Genomic DNA, 20257 nt, shown 5'->3' with positions numbered 1-20257 from the left:
CACGTTCGCGACGCCATTCGGCGAACGGCTAGCGCCCCAGCACCAGCACCGCGAACGTTCCGCTCTTGGCGACCCGGCGACCGCCTGGCTGTGCAGGTGGGGCGTAGTCGGCCGACGGCAGATAGACCCTTCCCGTCACCGGATCGAGCGCGCCCGTCCGAGCCCCCGGCTTCGTCGCCATCTTGCCGATCACCGCCACGTCGGTGGGGCCGCGCACGGCGATCACCGACAACGTCCCGTCCCCGCCGCTGGGCACATAGGCCAGGTGGCGCTGAGCGTCGTAGAAGGCCGCGTCCGGCTCCTCGCCGACCGCCAGGCTGGCCACGACCGTGCCCGAGGTCGACGACACCACCTCGGCCTTGCCGTTGGCGCAGGCGGCGATCAGCAGGTGGTCGTCGGCGACATAGGCCAGGCCGCTGGGCTCCTCACAGCCGGCCATGGCCCAGTGAGCGACGACCTTGCGCGCGGCGGTGTCGATGACGGCGATCTCGTTCTTGTCCTCGACATTGACGAACACCCGTCCCTGGCCGTCGGTCGCGCCGAACTCCAGCTTGCCGCCGACGGGGATCGCGCCCACCGCCTTGGCGGCCTTGGTGTCGATCAGGGTGATGTCGCCGCTGCGGCCGTTCATCACGAAGGCCAGGCCGCTGGCCGGGTCGAACAGGGCCGCGTCTGGGTTCTGGCCGGTCGAGACGGTAGCCCGCACCGCGCCGGTCAGGGCGTCGACCAGGGTGGCGGTGTCATTGGCGCCGTTGGTCACCAGCAGTTCGTCGCCGCCGGGCAGCGGCAAGGCGATATGGGCATGCTGTGCGGCCACGAGCGCCGGCGTGACCTTGCCGGTATCGACGTCGATCGCCGTAACCGCGGCGCCGTGCGCGACATACAGGCGACGATGGACCGGATCGAAATTGGCGTAGTCCCACCCGCCGTCCGGACCGGCGATGCGGTCGACAATCTTCATCGGCGCGGGTGCTGCGGCGGCCAGGGCCTGAGTGGTCGTCGCGGTGATCAGGGCCAGAAGAGAGGCGGCCAAAAGCTTGGTTTTCATGGGAAATCCCTTTGAGACGAACCGAACGACGAAGGATGGACTAGAGCGCTTCCGCCTTGCGCGGCGCGCGGCCATAGCGCCAGATCAGAGACGGCAAGACGACGAGGCTGGCGATGGTCGAGGTGATCAGTCCGCCCAGGATGACGATGGCCATCGGCCCCTGGATCTCCCGGCCGGCCTGGCCGGTCTGGATGGCCAGCGGCAGCACGCCCAGGGCCGTGACCAGGGCGGTCATCAGGATAGGCGTCACCCGCTCTCGGGTCGCCTGGGCCAGGGTGGTCAGCGACCAGTCGTGACCTTCGACCTTGATGAGATGATCCAGGTGCGACACCAACAGGATGGCGTTGCGGGCGGCGACGCCGAACAGGGTCACGAAGCCGACCAGCGAGCCCAGCGACAGGCTCGCACCGGTCAGGGCCACGGCGATCACCCCGCCGACCAGGGCGAACGGCGCCGAGGCCAGGATCAGGCACACCGCCCGCCCGTCGCCGAAGGTGATCAGCAGCACGGCCACCACGGCGACCAGGGCGACGGCGATGTTGAACAGCAGCTGACGTTGCGCCGCCTGGGTCCCCGCCGCCGTGCCGGTATAGTCGATATAGACCCCCGCCGGCAGCTTGACCTGGGCGGCGATGGCGGCCTCGACGGCCTTGGTCACCTTCTGAGCGTCCTTGGGCGACGGATTGGTGGTGATCACCTGGCGTTGGCGACCGCCCTCGTGGGAAACGCTGGTGCGGCCGTCGGTCAGGTAGACATGAGCCACCTCCTTCAGCGGCACGACCTGGCCGCTGGTCGAGCGGATCAGCAGCTCGCCCACCGCCTCGGGATCCTGGCGGGTGTCGGGCGTGGTGGTCACCGCGATGTCGAGGGCCCGGCTCTCCTGATAGACCTGAGCGGCGACCGAGCCTTGATAGGCGGTCTGCACCGCGTCCAGCACTTCGGCCGGCGCCAAGCCGTAGCGGGCCATGGCCGGCAGGTCGAGATCGGCGCGGACCACAGGCGTGCTGGGCGGCGTCTGGATCTTCACGTCGACCGCGCCGGGGACCTTTTCCATGACGGCGGCGATCTGAGCGGCGGTCTTGTCCAGGGTGTCGAGATCGGCGCCATAGACGCCGACGGCCAGGGCGGCGGTTTCGCCCGACAGGGACTCGCCGATGCGGTCGCCCAGGAAGGTCAGGACTTCGGTCTCAAGGCCCGGATAGGCGTCGAGGGTCTTGTGGATCTCCTCCTGGATGCGGTCCTGGTCCTTGCCCGACAGCTTGGGCTTCAGCTCGACGTGGAACTCACTGCGCTCCGTGCCCCAGGTGTCCTCGCCGCCCGAGGCGCGGCCGATCGTCTGCTCGACGCTCTGGACGCCGTCGATCGCCAGCAGGTCGTGGGTGATCCCCTCGCCGTACTTGCGCATCACCGACAGCGACGTGCCGGGCGGACCGGCGACGCCGAGCACGAAGTGACCTTCACGGAAGCTGGGCAGCAGTTCGGAATTGAACAGCATCAGGCCGGCGACCGTGATGATCGTCGCCAAGACCGCGCCGATCACCGCCAGCACGGGACGTCCGGCGGCGCGGACCAGCACGGTCTCGTGCCAGGCCTTGGCCCGCAGGATCACGCCCGGTTCGTCCGGCAGGCGCGTGTTGGACAGCAGCAGCAGACACAGCGGCGGCGTGACGACGATGGCCACGGCCAGCGACGCGACGGTGGCCAGGATGAACGAGGCCGCCAGGGGCGAGAAGAACGCGCCCTGCAGACCGCCCAGCATCAGCACCGGCGTTAGCACCAGGGCCACGACCAGGGTGGCGTAGATCACCGGCGCGCGCACCTCCAGCGAGGCGGCCAGCACGGTTGCGGCGGCCGGCTCGTCGCCACGCGCCCTTAGACGGCGGACGATGTTCTCCACATCGATGACCGCGTCGTCGACCACGACCCCCAGGGCCACCGCCAGGCCGCCCAGGGTCATGGTGTTGATGGTCCAGCCCATGGCGTCCAGCACGATCACCGCGGTCAGCAGCGACAGCGGGATCGAGACGAACGACACCAGCACCGTGCGCAGGTTGCGCATGAACAGCAGCAGGACCACGGCGATCAGCACCGCGCCGATCACCAGGTCCTCGGCGATGCCGCTGAGGGCGGCGGCGATGAAGTTGGCGGGCCGGTGCAGGCCGGCGTCGACCTTCACGCCTTGAGCATCAAGCGCCGGCTTCAGTTCAGCCAGGGCGGCCTCGACGGCGTGAGTGGCGTCCAGAGTATTGGCTCCGTATTGGCTGGACAGGTTCAACAGCACGCCGGGCTTGCCCATGATCAGGGCCGTTCCCGTATCGGGCGCCGGCGCATCGACCACGTCCGCCACGTCGCCCACGCGTACGGGCGTCCCGCCTGTCGGACTGGGAATCAGGGCCGCGGCGACGTCAGCGACGGTCATCGCCTGGCCGCGCGCGTCGATCAGGATGCGTTGCTCGGGCGTGTCGATATAGCCGCCGCCGCTGACGCCGGTGGACGCCTTGACCGCCGCCACCATGTCGGCCAGCGACAGGTCGCGCGACGCCAGGTCGTCTGGCCGGACGCGCACCTCGAAGCGCCGCATCTCGCCGCCATAGACCGTGGCGCGCGCCACGCCGGCGGCGGCCAGCAGGCGCGGTCGCACGGTCCACTGGACCAGATCCCGCAGTTGCATGGGCGTCAGCTTGTCGGAGGTGAAGCCGATTTTCAGGAGATCCATGGTCGAGGAGGTCAGGGGCGCGACCTTGGGCGGCATGACGCCGGCCGGCAGATTGCCCTGAACCTCGCCCAACGCCTCGGCCACCACCTGGCGGGCGCGATAGGGTTCAGCGCCTTGGGCGAAGGTGACGCTGACGATCGAGATGCCCTGGATGGACTCCGAGCGCACCGTGGCCACGCCCGATGCCCCGTTCACCGCCTGCTCGACCGGCCGCGTAACCAGTTGCTCGACTTGCTCGGCGGTCAGGCCGGGCGCTTCGGTCTGGATTTCGGCCTGGGCCGGCACGAACTCGGGAAAGACGTCGAACTTGGCGTGGGCCAGGACGATGCAGCCGTAGATGAACAGCAGCAAGGCGGCGACGGCGACCAGGCGAGGCCTGGCCAACGACCAACGGACAATGGCGCTCAACATGACCTATTCCCCGGCCTTGGGCGCGGTCTCGGCGGCCAGCAGAGCCGAAGCGCCGGACACCACCACCAGCTCGCCGGGCACGAAACCTCCCGCCGAGAACAGGCCTTCCGGCTGCGATGTCGGGGCGACCAGCGCACGCCGCTCGAAGCGGGTGGCGTTCCTGCGGACATAGGCGAAGGTCTGACCCGCGGTGCGGATCAGAGCCGAGCGGGGCACGATCACCCCTGCCCCGCCCGCCGCGCCGGACAAGGTCACGGGCGCTGACATGCCGATGCCCAGTCGCGCGGCGGCCGGGCCACGCACGACGCCCATCAGTCCGCCCGTCTGGACGCGCGGATCGGCGGTCCGGGCCGGACCCAGGATCGCGACATCGACGGCTTCGCCGCCACTCAGTTGCATGCGCGCGCCGCGCGCGCCGCCGGTCCCGGTCGGGGCGTCGATCCGCACCAGCGTGGCCCGTCCCGCGACGAGCTCAGCGATCAGGCGCGAGCGGCTCGCGTCGCTGGCGAAGGCCGGCCCCCATTCCAGTCCGACGCGGCGGCGCAGCAGGGTCAGCTTGGCGGCGTCGGCGCTGGCCTGGGCCTGGGCGGCCTGGGCGACCTTCAGCGAAACGGTGGCGTCGGCGGCGGCCAGGGCCTTGGTCCGCTGCGCCTCGGCGCGCGAGGCGGCGGCGGCCGTGGCGGCGGTGATCAGGTCCCCGTCCAGAGTGGCCAGTGGCACCGGATCCAGCACCCGCGCGAAGCCGTTCGCCGCGACTTGACGCCGAGCGGCGGCCAGGGGCGCGGTCGCGACGCCGAGCCGCTTCTGGGTCGCCGCGTCCACCTGGACCTCGGCTGCTTGGGCCAGACCAGTCCAGGCCACGCCGACGACGAGGGCGAGCACCGCGAGCTTGTTCATTATCGGCCTCCAAGCGCGCGGGACGCGTTTTGCAACAGGGTGGTCTCGGCTGGATCGAATGGCGCGCGCAGGGCGTCCTCCAGGTCGATACCGGCGGTCGTGGCGGCGCGGTCGGCGTCGAGCACGGCCAGCTCGGCTTCGATCAGGACGGCCTGGGCGGCCAGGTCGTCGATGCGATCGGCTTCGCCGGCCCTGGCGCTGCGGGCGGCCCCGTCGGCCAGATGCTGGGCGATGGGCAGGTCACGCTCGCGCGTCGAGGCTTCGGTCGTTCGCGCCGCACCCAGGGTCGCCCATGCCTGGTCCACCGCGCCCAAGGCGGCGGCCTGAACCGCTTCCAGCGAGCGCCCCGCCTCAGCGCGCTTGGCCTCGGCCTGGGCGATGGCCGAGCGGTTCATGTCCATCGGCGGCAGGACCAGGCCGAGGTTGAAGGGCAGCTTGCTGACACCGTGATCATAGGTGTAGCCCGGCCCGATGTGGATCTCGGGATATTGCTTGGCGATCTCCAGCCGCAGAGCGCTTTCGGCCAGGTCGTAGTCGACCACCGCCCTCAGCACGTCACGACGGGTCAGGGCGGCGTCGCGGCGGGCCTGGGTCGGGTCCGGATCCCGCGGCGGCGACGCGACCGACGCCAACGACAGGTCGGCGACAGCGGCCACCGGCACGCCCAACGCCTGGGCCAGCGTGGCGTCGGCCTGGACACGGCGGGCCCGGGCGTCGGCGACGCGACGGCGGGCCACGGCCAGGTCGGTCCGGGCGATCAGCGCCGGGCCGCGATCATCCTCACCGGCCGCGACGCGACGATCCAGACGATCGGCGCGGGCCTGCCGGACCGCTTCCAGGCGCCCGGCCAGCACAAGCTCGGCGTCCGCCGACAGCCGATCGGCCCGAGCCCGCGTCAGGGCTGTGCGGACGGTCCAGACCACCTCGCCGTAGTCGTAGAGCGCCTGTACGGCGGCCAGGTCAGCGGCGTTCAACCGCTCGCCGCGCCGCGCGCCGATGTCCAGCGGGATATCCGAACCAAGGCCGTACAACCATTGCTTGGGCTCGGCCCTGGCGTATTCGGCCGTCAGCGTCAGGGTCATGCCCGGCGCGGCGCGCGAAGCCTTGGCCGCCGCGACCGCCGTGCGGTACTTGGCCGCCGCCTCGGCGACGGCGGCGTTGCGCGCCAGGGCGGCGGCCAGCAGGTCGCCGCCGCTCCAGGTCGCCCCCGCGGCCTTTTCGTCCAGCCGGCGGGCTGCCAGCGCGGAGGGATAGGTTTCCAGGTGGATAGGCGCAGCGACGTAGGTCGTGCAGCCCGCCAGCAGGATCGCGGCGCCGACGAGCGCAAAGGGGACGACGGCGAGGCGAACGACGGGCATGCGGGCTCCTGGACGGACCCGATTTAACGGCGGCGAACTGACGAGGTCATGACGGGCGCATTGCGAATTCCCAACCTCCCAGGCCTCCCCTCAGGAACCGGAAAAGCTGACCCTGGCTTCCAGCCCCGGTTGGGCGTCCAGAAGCCGCACTTCCGCGCCGTGCAGGCGCGCCACGGCGGCCACCAGGGCCAGGCCCAGTCCGCTGCCGGGCGCCGACCTGCTGCGCTCCAGGCGATAGAACCGATCAAACAGCTTCTCGCGTTCGGCCGCCGGAACGCCGGGACCGTCGTCGGCGACCCAAAGAACCGGAGCGCCTTGGACTCGTCCGACCCCGACCCGAATGACCGTTCCCTCCCCCGCATGGCGCAGGGCGTTCTCCACCAGGTTCACCAGCATCTGGGTCAGGAGTTCGGGGTCGCCGTCGATCGTAAGAGCCGTTGCCCCCTCCAGCCGCAGGGTCTGGCGCGCGTCTTCGGCCGAGGGCGCGAAGGCGTCGACGACCGTGCCGGCCAACTGGACCAGGTCGGTGGCGCGGAACGCCGCGCGGCGAGCGCCGCCCTCGATCTGGGCGATGCGCAGCAGGGCCGCGAAGGTGTCGAGGATGGTGTCCAGGTCGCCCAGCGCGCCCTCGATAGCCTCGCCCCGTTCGGCCTCGCGCGCCAAGCCGACCTCCAGCCGCTGGCGAAGCCGGGTCAGCGGCGTGCGCAGGTCGTGAGCGACGTCGTTGGACACCTGCCTCAGGCTCTCCATCAAGGCGGTGATCCGGTCGAGCATGCGGTTGATGGTCTCGGCCAAGCGGTCCAGATCATCGTTCGAGCCGCGAACGGGCACGCGGCGGCTGAGGTCGCCATCGATGATCGCCTCGGCCGTGCCCGAGATCGCCGCCAGCCGCTGGTGGACGTCGCGGCTGAGCGCGAAGCCGCCGACCACGCCCAGGATCACCACCCCCGCGAACGCCCAGCCGAAACCGCGCAGCACCGCCCCATCCAGCGCCTCGATCCGCTCCTCGTCGTCGCCGACCAGCAGGCTGTAGCCGCCCGGCAGCGCCACGGCGAGCACCCGGATCGGCTCCAGCTCGCCGTCGCGCTGCGTGCTCTGCACCGTGGACCAGCCCGGCCTGGCGCCGCTGACGGCGAGGCGGCCGGCCATCGGCTTTTTGTCAGGACCCACCAGGCCATAGTCGAGCGCGCCGGGCGTGCGATCCCGCTCGCGGACCGCCTGCACCACACCGTCCAGGCCTTCGCTATAGAACTCCTGGGTCAGGGCGACGGATTCCGACTGTATGCGGGCGTTGAACTGTTCGGACAGCGCGCTGCGCGTCGTGAATAGGGTGATCACCCCCAACGCCACCACCGACAGCGCGAAGGCGGCGGTATAGAGGGCCGCCAGGCGCAGACTGGTGGAGCGGAACATCTAGTCCGGCTCGCGCAGGCAATAGCCCGCGCCGCGCACCGTGTGGATCAACTCGTGCCGTTGACCACGATCGACCTTGGCCCGTAGCCGGCTCATGTGGGTCTCGACGATGTTGGTCTTCGGGTCGAAGTGGAAGTCCCAGACGCTTTCCAGCAGCATGGTCCGGGTCACCACGCGGCCGGCATGGCGCATCAGATATTCCAACAGCTGGAATTCGCGTGGCTGCAGCTCGATCCGCACGCCGCCTCGCATGACGGTGCGCTTGAGAAGGTTCAGCGTCAGGTCAAACACTTGCAAGGTGGTGGGCGCGTCCTGCGGCGGGGGCCGCCGCGCCAGGGCGTTGACCCGAGCCTGCAGCTCGGCGAAGGCGAACGGCTTGACCAGATAGTCGTCACCACCCGCCTCCAGGCCCTCGACCCGGTCGTCGATGCCGCCCAGGGCGGTCAACAACAGCACCGGCGTCTTGACCCCGGATGCGCGGATCGTCCGCAGGATCGCCAGGCCGTCGACCTGCGGCAGCATGCGATCCAGCACGATCACGTCGTAGGGCTCGGCGGCCGCCAGCATCAGCCCCTCGCGGCCGGTCGCGGCGTAGTCGACCGTATGACCGGCCTCGGACAGGGCCCGCTTCAGATAGGCCGCGGCTTCCTTGTCGTCTTCGACCAGCAACAGTTTCATGCGGCCAACCTGCCTCGATTTGTCGTGAGAAGAAATCGTCTAGTCGGGATGACCGCCCTCGGCGGCGTTCTCCAGCACCTTGCCGTCCGACGCGTCGATCCCGACCTCATAGGTCTTGCCGCCGGCGACGATGTCGAAACTGTAGCGCAGGCCGCTGCCGCCGGGCTCCTTTTCCAGTTCCTTGTCCGTGACCTTGCCGGGCCGCGCCTTAAGGGCGAGGACCTGAGCCTGCTCGACCGTGATGTGCGCGGACTTGGCCAGTTCGTGACCCGTATAGGGCTTGGCCGCGGCCAGGACGGCGACGGGCGCGGCGGCCATCAGGGCGACGGTGATGATCAGACGTTTCATGGCGGGTCTCCAGTTAGCGCCCCACCGAAACACCCTGCCTGTCGCCACCTTTGCGGGCGATGGCCGCTGGATTACCGATCGCCAATCGAAATGGCGTTTTCCCTCGCCCGCAGATCAGCCTCGGCGGCGGCGAGGTAGTCGCGAGTCCGTGGCGCGCTGTCCTGCCGTCGCATCAACTGCAGCTGGAAAACGACGACCTGCTCGTAGCGGAAGGCCGTCTCCGACATGGCCAGGTAGAATTCCCACATCCGACAAAACCGCTCGTCGAACATCGCGACCGCCTCGGCGCGGCGGGCCATGAAGGCCGTGCGCCAAGCTCGCAGGGTGTCGGCGTAGTGCAGCCGCAGCACCTCGATGTCGGCGACGATCAGACCCGACCGTTCGACCGCCTTGAGAATGTCGGACAGCGACGGCAGGTGGCCGCCGGGAAAGATGTAGCGGGTGATCCAGGGGTTGGTGACGCTGGGCTCGTCGGAACAGCCGATGGTGTGCAGCAGCATCACGCCGTCGTCGGCCAGGCGCTCGCGACAGGTTTGGAAGAAGGTCTCATAGTTGCCCAGGCCGACATGCTCGAACATCCCGACCGAAACGATGCGATCGAATTGGCCCTCGACCGCGCGATAGTCGGTCAGCGCGAACCGCGCGCGATCGGCCAGCCCGGCCGCCCGCGCTCGGTCCTGGGCCCGGGCGATCTGCTCTTCGGACAGGGTGACGCCCAGCACCTTGGCGACGTCGGCCACCCCGACCAGATAGAGCGCCAACCCGCCCCAGCCGCAGCCGATATCCAACACCCGGTGATGCGGCTCCAGCAGCAGCTTGGCGGCGATGTGTCGTTTCTTGGCGAGCTGTGCGTCGGCCAGGCTCTGACCGGGATATTCGAAATAGGCGCAGGAATATTGCCAGTCCGGATCCAGGAACAAAGCGTAGAGGTCATCGCCCAGGTCGTAGTGGTGGGCGACATTCCGACGCGACCGGCCGGGATCGTTGCGCTGGCGCCAGAGCTGGGTCGCCGTGCGAAAACGATCAAAGGCTCGGACGATCGGCGACGGGTTTTCCTCGCCGTCGTTGTCGAGGATCAGGCTCAGGAAATCGTAGATCGTCCCCCGCTCCATCACCAATCGGCCGTCGGTGAACAACTCGCCAGTCTTCAGGTCCGGGTCCAGCAGCAAAGCCCAGACGGCGGCGTTGTCGGTCAGGCGGGCGATGACGATCCCGCTTTCACCGGGGCCGAAACTCAGGCGCTGACCAGACGGCAGGATCAAGGTCAAGGCGCCGCGCTGGATCAGCGGCGTCAGCGCCTTGTTCAGCGCCCAGACCGCCAGGCTCACGAGGCCGGGCTCGCGATCGCCGGCTCCAGTGTCTGCCGACCAACCGGCAGACGAGCGAAGATTTCCGCGCCCGTGGCGGCGAAGCGAGCCTGGCCAAAGCGCTCCAGAACGCGCGTCCGCGAGGCGTCGCCCATTCTCTCCAGCTTGTCGGGCGCCAGCAGCAACCGCTTCAGGGTCTTGGCCAGTTCTTCGGCGTCACACGGCGGAACGACCCGTCCCGTGACGCCGTCAACCACGCTGTAGGGCATCTCGCCCACCGCGCTGACCACGGCTGGAAGCCCCGCCTGCATGGCCTCGTGCACCGCGATGCACAGGCCCTCGCGCCGTGACGGTTGGAGATAGAGGTGCAACCCGGCCAGGAATTCGCGTGGCGTATCGCAGAACCCGCTGAGCAGGACGTTGTCGAGGCCCGCCTGATGGATCATGGCCTGCAGGTGTTCGCGCTGAGCCCCTTCCCCGGCGATTTCGACCTCGAATGGGGTGGATGGGGTGAAGCCTTCGGCGCGTAGTTGCGCCAGGGCCTTGATCAGAACGTCATAGCCCTTGGCGGTATGCAGGCGCCCCAGAGCGCCCAATCGCAGGGTCTGCCCCGGTCGCCAAGGGGTGGCCTGGGGCGCGACCTCGTCAGCGGCGAACAACGGCCAGGTGGTCAGGCGGTCGGGCTTCACCTTCAGGCGCGAAGCGGTCAGGGCGGTGACGCTGTGGGAGTCGCCGATCCACAAATCCGACAGCCCCTGGGTCGCGCGTAGCAGCAGGCGATTGGCGGTCTTCAGATAAGCGCTGTGCTGCCAGCTGACGACCGGTACGCCGCGACGCAGGCCGACGATCTGACCCAACAGGGTGGCGCGGGTCAGGGATGTCCACAGCAGGTCCGGCCGGTGCTCGACGACCATCCTGTCCAGCCAGGCCAGGGCGGCGGCATGGTCCTTTTCGCCGCCCTCGCGGACGTGAACCTTGAGCCCCTGGCGAGTCATCGGCGGCAAAGCCCGGCCGTCGCGCCGGGTCAGGGCCAGGATCTCGACCTTCGCGCCCTGGTCGGCCAGGACCTTGGCCACGGCGGGAACCGGCAAGGCCGCCCCGCCGCCCTCGACCGAATTGATCACATAGAAGATGCGCATCAGAACGCCCCCGTTCCGGTCCGCGCCGCGTCGCGGACAACGGCGGCTGGCGGATCGGGCCAAGCCTGGCCCGCGAACTTGGCCACGGCCCGAGCCGCGCGTTCGGCCGAAGGCTCGTCCGTCAGGTCGAAGCTCTCGTCGAACAGAGCCTCCTGCACCGGCCGCCAGACGGCCTCATGCTCCTGACGCGAACGCGACATAGCCGCGCCCAGGTCGGCGACGTCCTCGATCACCGGACCCGTACGCCAGTGACCGAAATTGGGATCGCCGGTCCAGGCGAAGCGATGACTGTTGAGGAACACGCATGGCCGTGGCTTGAGCAGGAACTCGTAGACCTGGCTGCTGACGTCGCCGAGATAGAGATCGGCGCGCTGGGTGTAGGCCATGGTCGTCGAGGCCCGACTGCCCAGGTCGATGTGGATGTTGGGGGCGCGCAGATAGCGCTCCTCGATCCGCCCGGCGCGATCCAGCCGCAGCTTGTCGATCGTCGCCACGAACGGTCGCTCGAACAGCATGACGTGGGGCGCGAAGATCAGGTTGTGGTCGTCATGCTCGACGAACCAGTCCAGCACCTGACGCCCCGCCTCGTACCACGACGATAAGTGCGGCGAGACGTGCGGGTTGTACAACACCACCGGCCGGCCGTCGTCGAGCAGCGGATGGGTCGTCGCCTTCCCCGGCAGCAGGTCGAACTTGGGATAGCCGACGATCGAGATCTTTTCCGGGGCGACGCCGGTCTCGTGGACCAGACGGTCGCGGATCTTGCGGCCGGAGACCAGCACATGGTCGAAGCCGGCGCTGGCCTTGTCGAAGCCGATCGCACGATCGCCGGCGCCGTGGCGGGTGTGGACGATCTTCAGATCCTTCAGCCCGTAGCGGGTCTTGAGGATCAGCGAGGTCTTCTCGGCGACCACCAGGATGTCCAGCGACCGAAAGAAGTCGAGGTTATCGCTGTAGACCAGCAGCTTGGTGGCCGGCAGCACGGCTTCGGCGGTGGCGGCGAGAAGCTTGGACGAGCGCTTGGTCAGACCCAGTTCGATCAGGCTGACGCCGTGGCCGATCAGGCCGCCGCCCAGCCGGATCACCTCGGCGGTCAAGCGTCGATTGGTGGTGGCGACCACGATCTCGAGATCGCGGCCGCCGCGGGCCAGGGCCAGGGCGATCGGCAGGCTGTGCGCCACCTGATGGACCTGGTCGTGATTGAAGAGAAATCCGATGCGCATGGCCCAACGACGCCAAGCCCGGCAAGGCCCCTCATCGATTTCTCAACCGGAGGGCGGAAAGCGTTCAGGCCGCCTGGCGTGGCAAGACGGCGGGATGGGCGACACGAGCCTTCAGGCGATCCATCAACGCCCCCAGCGTGGCGCAATCGGCCCCGACCAGGTCGTCGATCTCGATGTGAAAATGATCTTCGATCTCGACCAACACCGCCATGTAGGCGTCCAGCCGCAAGTTCAGATCGCAGAGCCGAGCCGGGCGCTGCAACATGTAACGGGCCAGTCCCGCCTTGCTGGCGATTAGATTGGCGACGTCGTCGTCGGTCAGAAAAGCGTGGGCGAAAAGGGCGTCGGTCATGGCGCGATGCTCCCGTGGGGGTCTGGTCCAATGACGCCGCGTGCTCGCCATCCCCTCACCGATTTGCCCTCGAACAGACGTCTGGGGTCAGACCAGCATTCGGCCGTCTTCCATCCGCAGCACCTGGTCGGCCTGATCGGCCAGCCGGGCGTCATGGGTCACGCAGACGACGGTGGCGCCGCTGGCGTGCGCTTCGGCGCGCAGCAGGGCCGCGATCTGCCGCCCGTTCCCGGAATCCAGGGCCGAGGTGGGCTCGTCGGCGAAGATCAGGGCGGGTCGCTTGGCCAGGGCGCGAGCGATGGCGACCCGCTGTTTCTCGCCACCCGACATCTCACCGGGACGGCTCGACATCCGCCGTTCCAGCCCAACCGCCGCCAGGGCCTGGGCGGCGCGCGCCTTGGCCTCCCGCGCCGAAGCGCCCAGCCGCCGCAGCACGATCTCGACCTGTTCGCTGGCGGTCAGGGCCGGCAACAGGTGGAAGCCCTGAAAGATGAAGCCGGAATGGGCCAGCCGGAAGCGGTCGCGCTGATCGGAGGTCATTGGAGCCAAGGCGCTGCCCAGGGCCTCGACCGACCCCGCGTCCGGGCTCAACAGGCCGGACAGGATGGCCAGCAGGGTCGATTTCCCCGAACCCGACGGGCCGGTGATCATCACCAGCTCGCCAGGCCGCAGGCTCAAGCTGACCGGATGGAGGGCCTCGATCCTCTGGACACCTTCGCCGTAGTGTTTTCGCACCGCCTCGGCGCGCAACGACACCGTCACGTGGCCCGCCCGCCCAGGGCCAGCAGCAGATCGACATAGGCCTCGGCCCGGGCGGCCTGGGCGTTGGTCAGGGCCACGTCGGCGTCGGCGGCCTTGGCCTCCAAGGCGGCCAACGCGACGCCGTCGATGTCGCCGTCCTGATGCCGCGCCTGACCCGCGCCAAACGCCGCGACGGCCTGGTTCCACGCCCTGCCCGCCAACTTCTCGGTCGCGCCAGCGTCCTGCAGAGCCGCCAGTTGCAACCGCGCCTGCCCCCAGGCCTCGCCAACCGCCTTGCGGTAGGCCAACTCGGTCAGGTCCGCCTCGGCCGCCGCACCGCGTTTGCGGGCCTTGGCCGCGCCGCCGTCCAGCAGTTCGTGGGTAAGGCCGCCGGCGATCGCCCAGGCCAAGGCCCGAACATCCAGCAAATAGAGCAGATCGGTCTCGCCGGACCCGATGCCGGCGGTCAGCATGAACCGAGGTCGCGACGCCGCCATGGCTTCCGCTCGGCGAGCGTCGGCGGCTTGCAGTCGGGCGAACGCGGCCTGGATGTCGGGGCGCCCCTGGACCGCCTCGGACGAAACCGTGAGCGTCGATGGCGTGACCGGGATCTCGTCGCCGGCATAGGCCGGCTCGTCCACCGGCTCATTCTGTCCCAGCAGGAGGCCCAACCGCATCCGGTCGGCTTCCACCGCGTGCGCGGTCCGCTGAACCTCGGCGCTGGCCAGGGCTTCCGCGGAGCGCGCGGCCGCCAGGTCCTCGTCCCTCGCTGAACCCTCCAGGGCGCGGCGGCGGATCAGCGCCTCCACCTGCCGCGCCAAGCCGACCCGGACCTCCGCCGCCGCCCGATGCTCCTGGTCGGCCCGCAAGGTCACATAGGTGCGAGCGACCTCGACCAGCACCAGTTGGCGCGCGGCCACGACGTCCTGCGAAGCGGCGGCTGCGTCGGACTTGGCCGCGTCCACACCGTGCTTGAGACGATGAAACAGATCCACCTCGTAACTGCCCAGCACCGGCGCGCCGGCGCCGGACGCAGTCGACGAGAAGTCCGCGCCGCCGACGGCGGCCTCGGCCCCAACGCTCAGGTGCGGCCGACGGCCGGCGCGGGCCAGGTCGACGTCCGCCCGCGCCTTTTCCAGCCGAGCCAGGGCGCTCCGGATGTCCAGCGAACCCGTTTCCGCTCGGCTCAGCAGATCCGCCAGGACTGGATCGTCCAGGGTCGGCGACCAGGCGTCAGTGGTTTGCGGGGGGGTGATCGGCGCCGCCATCGCGCCCGTGATCGTCGGACTCATCGCCAGGACGGCGGCCAGAACACGCGCGATCATCCGCCGATCCTCGCCAGCACGCGCTGGCCAAGACGTAGATTGTTGGGCTCCTCGAAGGCCAGCACCAGACGCAGGACCCGACCGTCGGCGCGGCCGCCCGGCTGGTCATCCAGAGCCGCCGCCTCGAAGGACGGCGAAATCCGCAGCACTCGCGCCTTCATCACGCGCCCGCCTCCGCTGGCGTCGGTGACCCAGGCGACGGCGCCGGGCATGACCCGACCGACGAAGGCCTCGTCCAGTTCCGCGCGGATGATCCGGGGACCGTCCGGCGCGAGAATGAACAGCGGCGTGCCCGAAGCGGACACCGCCGCCGCGCCCACGGCCGCAGTACGGCGCAGGACCAGCCCCGACACCGGCGCGCGGACCGTGCGAGCGGTCTGTTCCAGTTCGGCCAGGCGCTGGCGGGCTCGCGCCACGTCGACGGCGCGCGCCGCCTCGTCGCTCTGGGCCGCCGCCAAAGTCACCGCTTGCCGGGCCTGCTCGGCTTCGCGCCGGGTGGCGGCGTCGGCCGAGGCCAGACGGCCCAGGCGCGAGGCTTCGGCCTGAGCGGCCGACGACCGCGCCTGGGCGCCGCGCCAGGCGGCCTCCTGCTGAGCCGTCTCGGCCGCGGCCTGAACCGTCAGCAAGGCGCTGCGATCGGCGTCGAGTTGGGCCAGGACGGCGCCGCGATCGACGTGCGCGCCCTCCTCCACGCTGACCTGAGCGATCAGGCCATCGCGCGGCGCGGCGACCGGGATCAGCCCCCCGTCGGCGGCGACCACGCCCCGGGCGACGGCGGCCGGCGGGGGACGGTTCTGGGCGTCGGCGGCGCCGGATCCCTTCTGGCAGGCGGCCAGCATCGCGCTAGTCGCCAGCAGGACGGAGATCAGGACGCGGCCGTTCGGCGCGTGGCGGGGCATCATCGAGAACCTCACAAAAGCAGCGCGGCCGGATCGGCCCGCGCGACACGGCGCAGCGCCCACAGGCCCGAGCCGAAGGCGACCAGCGCCACCAGGCCGATGGCGCCGACGACCATCGGCGCGGTCATGATCAGCGGCGTGGCCCCCAGCCGCGCCACCACCGCCAGGATCGCCGCCAGCACGCCGGCCAGAAGCACGCCCGCCGCCGCGATCCAGGCGGTCTGGGCCAAAACGATGGCGCGCAGGGCCCCGATGGTGAAGCCCAAGGCCCGCAAGGCCGCGTAGTCCTTGAGCGAGGCGGCGACGGCGGCCGCCAGGGTCTGGCTGGTGACGATCACCGCCACCAGGATCGCCACGGCGCTGCCGAACACGAAGGCCACGCCCGCGCCGGACTCGGCCAGCCAATAGCGGACACTGCGGTCGGCGAAGGTCTTGCTGGTCATCGGCTCGAAGCCGCGCTGGCGGCCGACCTCGCGCAGGTCGGCGACGGCGGCGCGAGCTTGAGCCGGGTCGTTGAGCCGGGCGGTGAAATAGGCCGCTCCCTCCGCGCTGCCGATCGTCGGATCCAGCCGCCGGGCCGTGGCGGCCGAAGCGATCACATTGACCCCGCCCAGGGCGCGCAGGCCCTCGGTCACGCCGACGATCCGCACTCGCCGGCTGTTGATCTCGGCCAGGCCGCCGACGTTTGTTTCCAGCTTGCCCAGATCCGCCCGATCGACCAGCACCGCATCCGGTTCGGCCAGGGCGACGCGCAGGTCGGTCGGCAGGACGTCGGACAGCACCATGGCGCCGGGCGTCGGATCCAGGCCGACGATGTAGACATTGACCATGCCGTGCCGGCTGGTGCGCCATTCACCCGAGCCCCAGTAGAAGGGTTCGACCTGGGCGATGCGCGGGTCGGCGCGCAGGAACAACTCGGTGGCCCCACCGATCGGCCGGCCCAGATCGATGCTCTGCACGCCCGGAAACCCGACCCAGAGATCGGCCGAGGACTTGGTCACATAGACGCTGGCCAGCGAGAACACGCCGAGGATCAGGCCGGCCTGCAGCAGGACCAGCAGGCCCGAAAAGCCGACGGCCACGGCGGCCGGCGCGAACCGGCGCCAGTCGAACAGCAGGGTCTTGAGCGCGACGCCGGTCATGCGACAGGTCCCGGAGGCGTCTCGCGTCCGCCCCGCCCGATCAGCCAGACGCCGGCCAGGATGGCCAGGCTGCCGACGACCTGCAGCAGGCCCACGGGCTCGTGGAAGACCAGGGCGCTGGCGGCGATGATCAGCACATAGCTGACCGCCGACAACGGGAAGGCCGCGCTCAGGGGCATCTCTGACAGAACCGTCATCCAGGCCACGAAGCTGGCGACTTCGCAGACCAGCAGGATCTGCACGCTGGGCAGGCGAGCGGCCGCCACCAGCCAGGCGGCGTCGAAATGCATCTCGGCCAGATGGGCGGCCGAGGCCTTGGCCGCGATCTGGTAACCCAGGGTCAGCAGCGGCAGGATGGCGAACAGCACCATGGGCGCCAGGCGACGACGAGGCTTGGGGATGACGGCGGTCATGCGGCCAGCCCCTCGGTCGGATCGCCCATCACCATCGGCGCCAAGGCCCGCAGGGCGCCGTTCAGCAGGCCGTTGCGATGGCGGAAATACATCGTCGACGGGGTCAGCCGGCTGCCCAGCCGCACCTTGTCGCCGAGATTGGCCTGGCCGCTGCGATAACGCTTCAGGCCACGCTCCAAACAGCGTTCGAGATTGTAGAACCAGCTGAGGAAATAGAGATTATGGGCCCGGCCGCGCTCGGCCTCCATGCAGAAGAACTTGTCGAGCAGGACCTCGCCGTCTTCCAGCAGCAGGTTGAAGGCTAGCAAGTCATCACCGACGTAATACAAGGCGAAGACCGCCCGGCCAGACAGGCGCGCGGCCACCTCGGTGAAGAAGGCGGGGGTCAGGGTTTCCAGTTGAGCCGACGCCCGCGCCAGGGTCTGGTGGTAAAGCGCCATGGCTCTGGGCAAATCGGCGCCGAGTTCGGACCGCAGTTCCACGCGCACGGCCGACCGCGCGCGCAGCTTGCGTCGCATGTCGCGCCGCACGCCGCTCGAAAGGCCCGCGAGGTAGGTTTCGATGCTCGAGAAATCGACGGGCAGGTCGGCGATCGCCTGGCCTGGCACGGGGCTGTAGCCGGCGGCGGCCGCCGCTCGCGACCACAGGTCGCCTTGGTCGTGGTCGGCGTCTTTCACCCCGGTCAGGACGCAGCCTGACCGCGCCGCCTCGCCTTCGAAGGCCCGCATCAGAGCGGCCAGGACGGCAGGACGCTCCGCCTCCGGCAGCTCGGGCGCGAAGCCGACCGTGGCGGTCTCGGCGCAGGGCGAGCCCAGACAGGCCAGCTTGGGCGTCATCACGCCCGGCGCCAGGCGGCGAACCTGCTCGGCGATCCGGCGGCCGGGGCCTTCGAACGTGGTCTCAAGGCGATAGTCGGTGATGAAGGCCGGCGCCGCGCCGACCAGGCGGCCGTCGCGATGCGCCAGCACATAGCGCCAGGCGAAGCCGGCCAGCCCAGCGCTCTCGATGGCGCGCAGATAGTCGAACCCTTCCAAGGCGTCGCCGAACAAGGCGTCCCACTGGCCGCGCGGCAGGTCATCGAGCGTGGTCAGGACCCGGGTCTCAAACATGGGACCTCAGTTCCCGGCTCTCGACCGCGTATGGCGTCTCCGCTCCGAAGAAGGCCGCGGTCATGGCCGCGACCCGGTCGCGCTCCTGATCGACGTGGATCATGTGATAGCTGTCGTCGAGCAGATGCAGGCGCGTGGGTCCGCCCAGCGCCTTCTCCAGGCGATAGGCGTTGCGCGGATGGCTCATGTCGTCGTCGCGAGCGTGAAGGATCAGGGTCGGCGTCTCGATCGCCCTGCCGATCCGCTCAAGTCGACGCCCCATCCGGTACATCTGGTACAGCGCCCCCAGCGGCAGGCGGTCGATGGCTCCCTCGATCAGTCCGCCCGGCGCGCGCTCGGCCAGGCCGCGCAGCCTCGCATCCTTCAGGCCGAACGGATGGGTCTCGGCCCAGGCCAGTCGGCGCACGCCCGGCAAATTGGCGAACAGCTGGATCACCGGCGCGGCGACCGCGAAACGCGGCATGTTCCAGCCGTCGTATTCGAAAGTCATCGAATAGACCGCGGCCGAGTGGATGTCGGGCCGCTCGGCGGCCAGCATCAGGCCCAGCGCCCCGCCCACGCAGATCCCGGCCACCGACACGGTGTCGACCTCCGCCGCGAACCGGTCGTAGGTTTCGATCAGGCCGTCCAGCCAGTCGCGCCAGGTGGTCCGCAACAGAGTCGCCTCGTCGGCGCCGTGGCCGGGCAACAGCGGCGCGTGGACTTCGAAGCCACGACGCGCCAGGCGCTTGGCCAGGGGCTTCATCTCGGCCGGCGCGCCCGTCAGGCCGTGGATCAACATGACGCCGTGACCCGAACGGCCCGCCAGTCGCAGGGGCCGAGCGCTCATGGGCGCACCGCCCGTTCCCGACGATTGGCGCGGGCCAGAAAGCCGAGGGCGTGCGCGGGGCCAATGACGTGGACGCCGTGGGCCTGCTGCTGCTCGACCAGCGCCCTGCGCAGGGCCGGCAGCCGGGTCCAATGCACCGCCGGGCGGTAGTGATGCTCGGCGTGGTGGCCGTTGTTGAACCAGGTGACGTTGTAGATCGGATCGTAGCTGGAAACGCCCCAGGCGATGGGAGTTTCGGGGTCACCGTTGAAGTGCTCATAGTAGCCGTTCAGCTGCGACAGGCATTCGCCCAGATAGTAGAACGGCAGCAGGAACAGCACCGCGCGCCAGTCGATCACGGCCATGCCGATCGCGAAGGCCGCCACCGCGCTCAGCTCGATGCGACCCCAGCGGGCGTCGGCGTCCCGGCCCCGTGCCTTCAGCGCCTGGTAGACCGAGCCGCCGCTGTCGCGGAAGAAGCCCAGGAACACGTAGGACCACACATTCTCGGGCTGCCCGTCCTTGCCGTGACGATAGATCGACAGCCAGTCGCGGGTCTCGCCGTCCGGCCCCGGCCGGTCGCTGTTGCCCTCGTGATGGCGCAGGTGAACCCAGGTGTAGAAGGTCTGGGAAAAGCCGATGGCCACCGACTCCAGCAGCGAGAAGGCGCGGTTCAGGGCCTTGGACCGGAAGTACGGGGTGTGCAGGAAGTTGTGCGAGACGCCGTTGACGTTCCAGCTGATCGCCAGGGCGTAGCCGAAGCCGCACAACAGCTGTCCCCACCAGGGCCGGTTGGCCGAGCCGACCACGATCCAGACCACGAAGGCCAGGTGCGCCACGGCGGCGGCGACCGGGATCAGGTCCCACCAGGTCCAGGCCATCAAGCCCTTGGCGCGCTTTGGAAGACGGAAATCTCGCGGCGTCATGACG

Annotated in this window: 19 protein-coding genes; all 19 read right to left on the bottom strand. The window is 69.8% G+C overall.

What is annotated here, in order from left to right; all coding sequences use genetic code 11:
* Positions 1-28: 28 nt before the first annotated feature.
* The 19 genes from G3M62_RS10080 to G3M62_RS09990 all read right to left on the bottom strand — a co-directional run bounded on the left by G3M62_RS10080 (position 29) and on the right by G3M62_RS09990 (position 20253).
* Complete coding sequence (locus G3M62_RS10080) at positions 29-1048, bottom strand: YncE family protein (protein ID WP_165186686.1); 1020 nt, start codon at positions 1046-1048, stop codon at positions 29-31.
* Positions 1049-1088: 40 nt separating this feature from the next.
* A complete protein-coding gene (locus tag G3M62_RS10075) occupies positions 1089-4175 on the bottom strand; it encodes an efflux RND transporter permease subunit (protein ID WP_165186684.1) in 3087 nt (1028 codons plus the stop codon).
* A 3-nt stretch (positions 4176-4178) separates the two neighbouring features.
* The gene (locus G3M62_RS10070; RefSeq protein WP_165186683.1) at positions 4179-5072 is read right to left on the bottom strand and encodes an efflux RND transporter periplasmic adaptor subunit; all 894 of its coding nucleotides are present in this window, start codon (positions 5070-5072) and stop codon (positions 4179-4181) included.
* Positions 5072-6430 (bottom strand): TolC family protein, encoded by a 1359-nt coding sequence (locus G3M62_RS10065; RefSeq protein WP_165186681.1) that lies wholly within the window; start codon positions 6428-6430, stop codon positions 5072-5074. Before G3M62_RS10065 ends, G3M62_RS10070 begins: the two co-directional genes overlap by 1 nt.
* Before the next feature lie 90 nt (positions 6431-6520).
* Positions 6521-7843 carry a sensor histidine kinase gene (locus tag G3M62_RS10060; protein WP_165186680.1) on the bottom strand — a complete coding sequence of 441 codons (1323 nt, stop codon included), beginning with the start codon at positions 7841-7843 and terminating at the stop codon, positions 6521-6523.
* The gene (locus G3M62_RS10055) at positions 7844-8521 is read right to left on the bottom strand and encodes a response regulator transcription factor (protein ID WP_165186678.1); all 678 of its coding nucleotides are present in this window, start codon (positions 8519-8521) and stop codon (positions 7844-7846) included. It abuts the gene before it with no gap.
* A 39-nt stretch (positions 8522-8560) separates the two neighbouring features.
* Complete coding sequence (locus G3M62_RS10050) at positions 8561-8869, bottom strand: PepSY domain-containing protein (protein ID WP_165186676.1); 309 nt, start codon at positions 8867-8869, stop codon at positions 8561-8563.
* 71 nt (positions 8870-8940) lie between these two features.
* Entirely contained in the window at positions 8941-10197 is a 1257-nt protein-coding gene (locus G3M62_RS10045) for a class I SAM-dependent methyltransferase (protein ID WP_165186675.1), read from the bottom strand.
* Positions 10194-11315, bottom strand: coding sequence for a glycosyltransferase family 4 protein (locus tag G3M62_RS10040; RefSeq protein WP_165186673.1), 1122 nt, complete (start codon positions 11313-11315; stop codon positions 10194-10196). The genes G3M62_RS10045 and G3M62_RS10040 overlap by 4 nt, the downstream gene beginning before the upstream one ends.
* Entirely contained in the window at positions 11315-12538 is a 1224-nt protein-coding gene (locus G3M62_RS10035) for a hypothetical protein (RefSeq protein WP_165186671.1), read from the bottom strand. Before G3M62_RS10035 ends, G3M62_RS10040 begins: the two co-directional genes overlap by 1 nt.
* 64 nt (positions 12539-12602) lie before the next feature.
* Positions 12603-12890: a hypothetical protein gene (locus tag G3M62_RS10030; RefSeq protein WP_165186670.1), complete on the bottom strand. Its 288-nt coding sequence runs from the start codon at positions 12888-12890 to the stop codon at positions 12603-12605.
* An 87-nt stretch (positions 12891-12977) separates the two neighbouring features.
* Positions 12978-13652: an ABC transporter ATP-binding protein gene (locus G3M62_RS10025; protein WP_165186668.1), complete on the bottom strand. Its 675-nt coding sequence runs from the start codon at positions 13650-13652 to the stop codon at positions 12978-12980.
* The gene (locus G3M62_RS10020; protein ID WP_165186667.1) at positions 13649-14956 is read right to left on the bottom strand and encodes a TolC family protein; all 1308 of its coding nucleotides are present in this window, start codon (positions 14954-14956) and stop codon (positions 13649-13651) included. The genes G3M62_RS10025 and G3M62_RS10020 overlap by 4 nt, the downstream gene beginning before the upstream one ends.
* The gene (locus G3M62_RS10015) at positions 14953-15858 is read right to left on the bottom strand and encodes an HlyD family secretion protein (protein ID WP_165186665.1); all 906 of its coding nucleotides are present in this window, start codon (positions 15856-15858) and stop codon (positions 14953-14955) included. Before G3M62_RS10015 ends, G3M62_RS10020 begins: the two co-directional genes overlap by 4 nt.
* Positions 15859-15866: 8 nt before the next feature.
* A complete protein-coding gene (locus tag G3M62_RS10010; RefSeq protein ID WP_165186663.1) occupies positions 15867-16997 on the bottom strand; it encodes an ABC transporter permease in 1131 nt (376 codons plus the stop codon).
* Positions 16994-17410 carry a DMT family transporter gene (locus tag G3M62_RS10005; protein ID WP_205691979.1) on the bottom strand — a complete coding sequence of 139 codons (417 nt, stop codon included), beginning with the start codon at positions 17408-17410 and terminating at the stop codon, positions 16994-16996. Before G3M62_RS10005 ends, G3M62_RS10010 begins: the two co-directional genes overlap by 4 nt.
* The gene (locus tag G3M62_RS10000; protein ID WP_165186662.1) at positions 17407-18519 is read right to left on the bottom strand and encodes a GNAT family N-acetyltransferase; all 1113 of its coding nucleotides are present in this window, start codon (positions 18517-18519) and stop codon (positions 17407-17409) included. The genes G3M62_RS10005 and G3M62_RS10000 overlap by 4 nt, the downstream gene beginning before the upstream one ends.
* Entirely contained in the window at positions 18512-19348 is an 837-nt protein-coding gene (locus tag G3M62_RS09995; RefSeq protein ID WP_165186660.1) for an alpha/beta hydrolase, read from the bottom strand. Before G3M62_RS09995 ends, G3M62_RS10000 begins: the two co-directional genes overlap by 8 nt.
* The gene (locus G3M62_RS09990) at positions 19345-20253 is read right to left on the bottom strand and encodes a fatty acid desaturase family protein (RefSeq protein ID WP_165186658.1); all 909 of its coding nucleotides are present in this window, start codon (positions 20251-20253) and stop codon (positions 19345-19347) included. Before G3M62_RS09990 ends, G3M62_RS09995 begins: the two co-directional genes overlap by 4 nt.
* Positions 20254-20257 lie beyond the last annotated feature (4 nt).

This window comes from Caulobacter soli (assembly GCF_011045195.1).
In the GTDB taxonomy this organism is placed as follows: Bacteria; Pseudomonadota; Alphaproteobacteria; order Caulobacterales; family Caulobacteraceae; genus Caulobacter; species Caulobacter soli.
This window is presented reverse-complemented; position numbering and strand designations above follow the sequence as displayed.

Bases quoted from the DNA above. Each gene is read 5' to 3' on its own strand.
- G3M62_RS10080 (WP_165186686.1), bottom strand. From the start codon at position 1,048: ATGAAAACCAAGCTTTTGGCCGCCTCTCTTCTGGCCCTGATCACCGCG.
- G3M62_RS10075 (WP_165186684.1), bottom strand. From the start codon at position 4,175: ATGTTGAGCGCCATTGTCCGTTGGTCGTTGGCCAGGCCTCGCCTGGTC.
- G3M62_RS10070 (WP_165186683.1), bottom strand. From the start codon at position 5,072: ATGAACAAGCTCGCGGTGCTCGCCCTCGTCGTCGGCGTGGCCTGGACT.
- G3M62_RS10065 (WP_165186681.1), bottom strand. From the start codon at position 6,430: ATGCCCGTCGTTCGCCTCGCCGTCGTCCCCTTTGCGCTCGTCGGCGCC.
- G3M62_RS10060 (WP_165186680.1), bottom strand. From the start codon at position 7,843: ATGTTCCGCTCCACCAGTCTGCGCCTGGCGGCCCTCTATACCGCCGCC.
- G3M62_RS10055 (WP_165186678.1), bottom strand. From the start codon at position 8,521: ATGAAACTGTTGCTGGTCGAAGACGACAAGGAAGCCGCGGCCTATCTG.
- G3M62_RS10050 (WP_165186676.1), bottom strand. From the start codon at position 8,869: ATGAAACGTCTGATCATCACCGTCGCCCTGATGGCCGCCGCGCCCGTC.
- G3M62_RS10040 (WP_165186673.1), bottom strand. From the start codon at position 11,315: ATGCGCATCTTCTATGTGATCAATTCGGTCGAGGGCGGCGGGGCGGCC.
- G3M62_RS10035 (WP_165186671.1), bottom strand. From the start codon at position 12,538: ATGCGCATCGGATTTCTCTTCAATCACGACCAGGTCCATCAGGTGGCG.
- G3M62_RS10030 (WP_165186670.1), bottom strand. From the start codon at position 12,890: ATGACCGACGCCCTTTTCGCCCACGCTTTTCTGACCGACGACGACGTC.
- G3M62_RS10020 (WP_165186667.1), bottom strand. From the start codon at position 14,956: ATGATCGCGCGTGTTCTGGCCGCCGTCCTGGCGATGAGTCCGACGATC.
- G3M62_RS10015 (WP_165186665.1), bottom strand. From the start codon at position 15,858: ATGATGCCCCGCCACGCGCCGAACGGCCGCGTCCTGATCTCCGTCCTG.
- G3M62_RS10010 (WP_165186663.1), bottom strand. From the start codon at position 16,997: ATGACCGGCGTCGCGCTCAAGACCCTGCTGTTCGACTGGCGCCGGTTC.
- G3M62_RS10005 (WP_205691979.1), bottom strand. From the start codon at position 17,410: ATGACCGCCGTCATCCCCAAGCCTCGTCGTCGCCTGGCGCCCATGGTG.
- G3M62_RS10000 (WP_165186662.1), bottom strand. From the start codon at position 18,519: ATGTTTGAGACCCGGGTCCTGACCACGCTCGATGACCTGCCGCGCGGC.
- G3M62_RS09995 (WP_165186660.1), bottom strand. From the start codon at position 19,348: ATGAGCGCTCGGCCCCTGCGACTGGCGGGCCGTTCGGGTCACGGCGTC.
- G3M62_RS09990 (WP_165186658.1), bottom strand. From the start codon at position 20,253: ATGACGCCGCGAGATTTCCGTCTTCCAAAGCGCGCCAAGGGCTTGATG.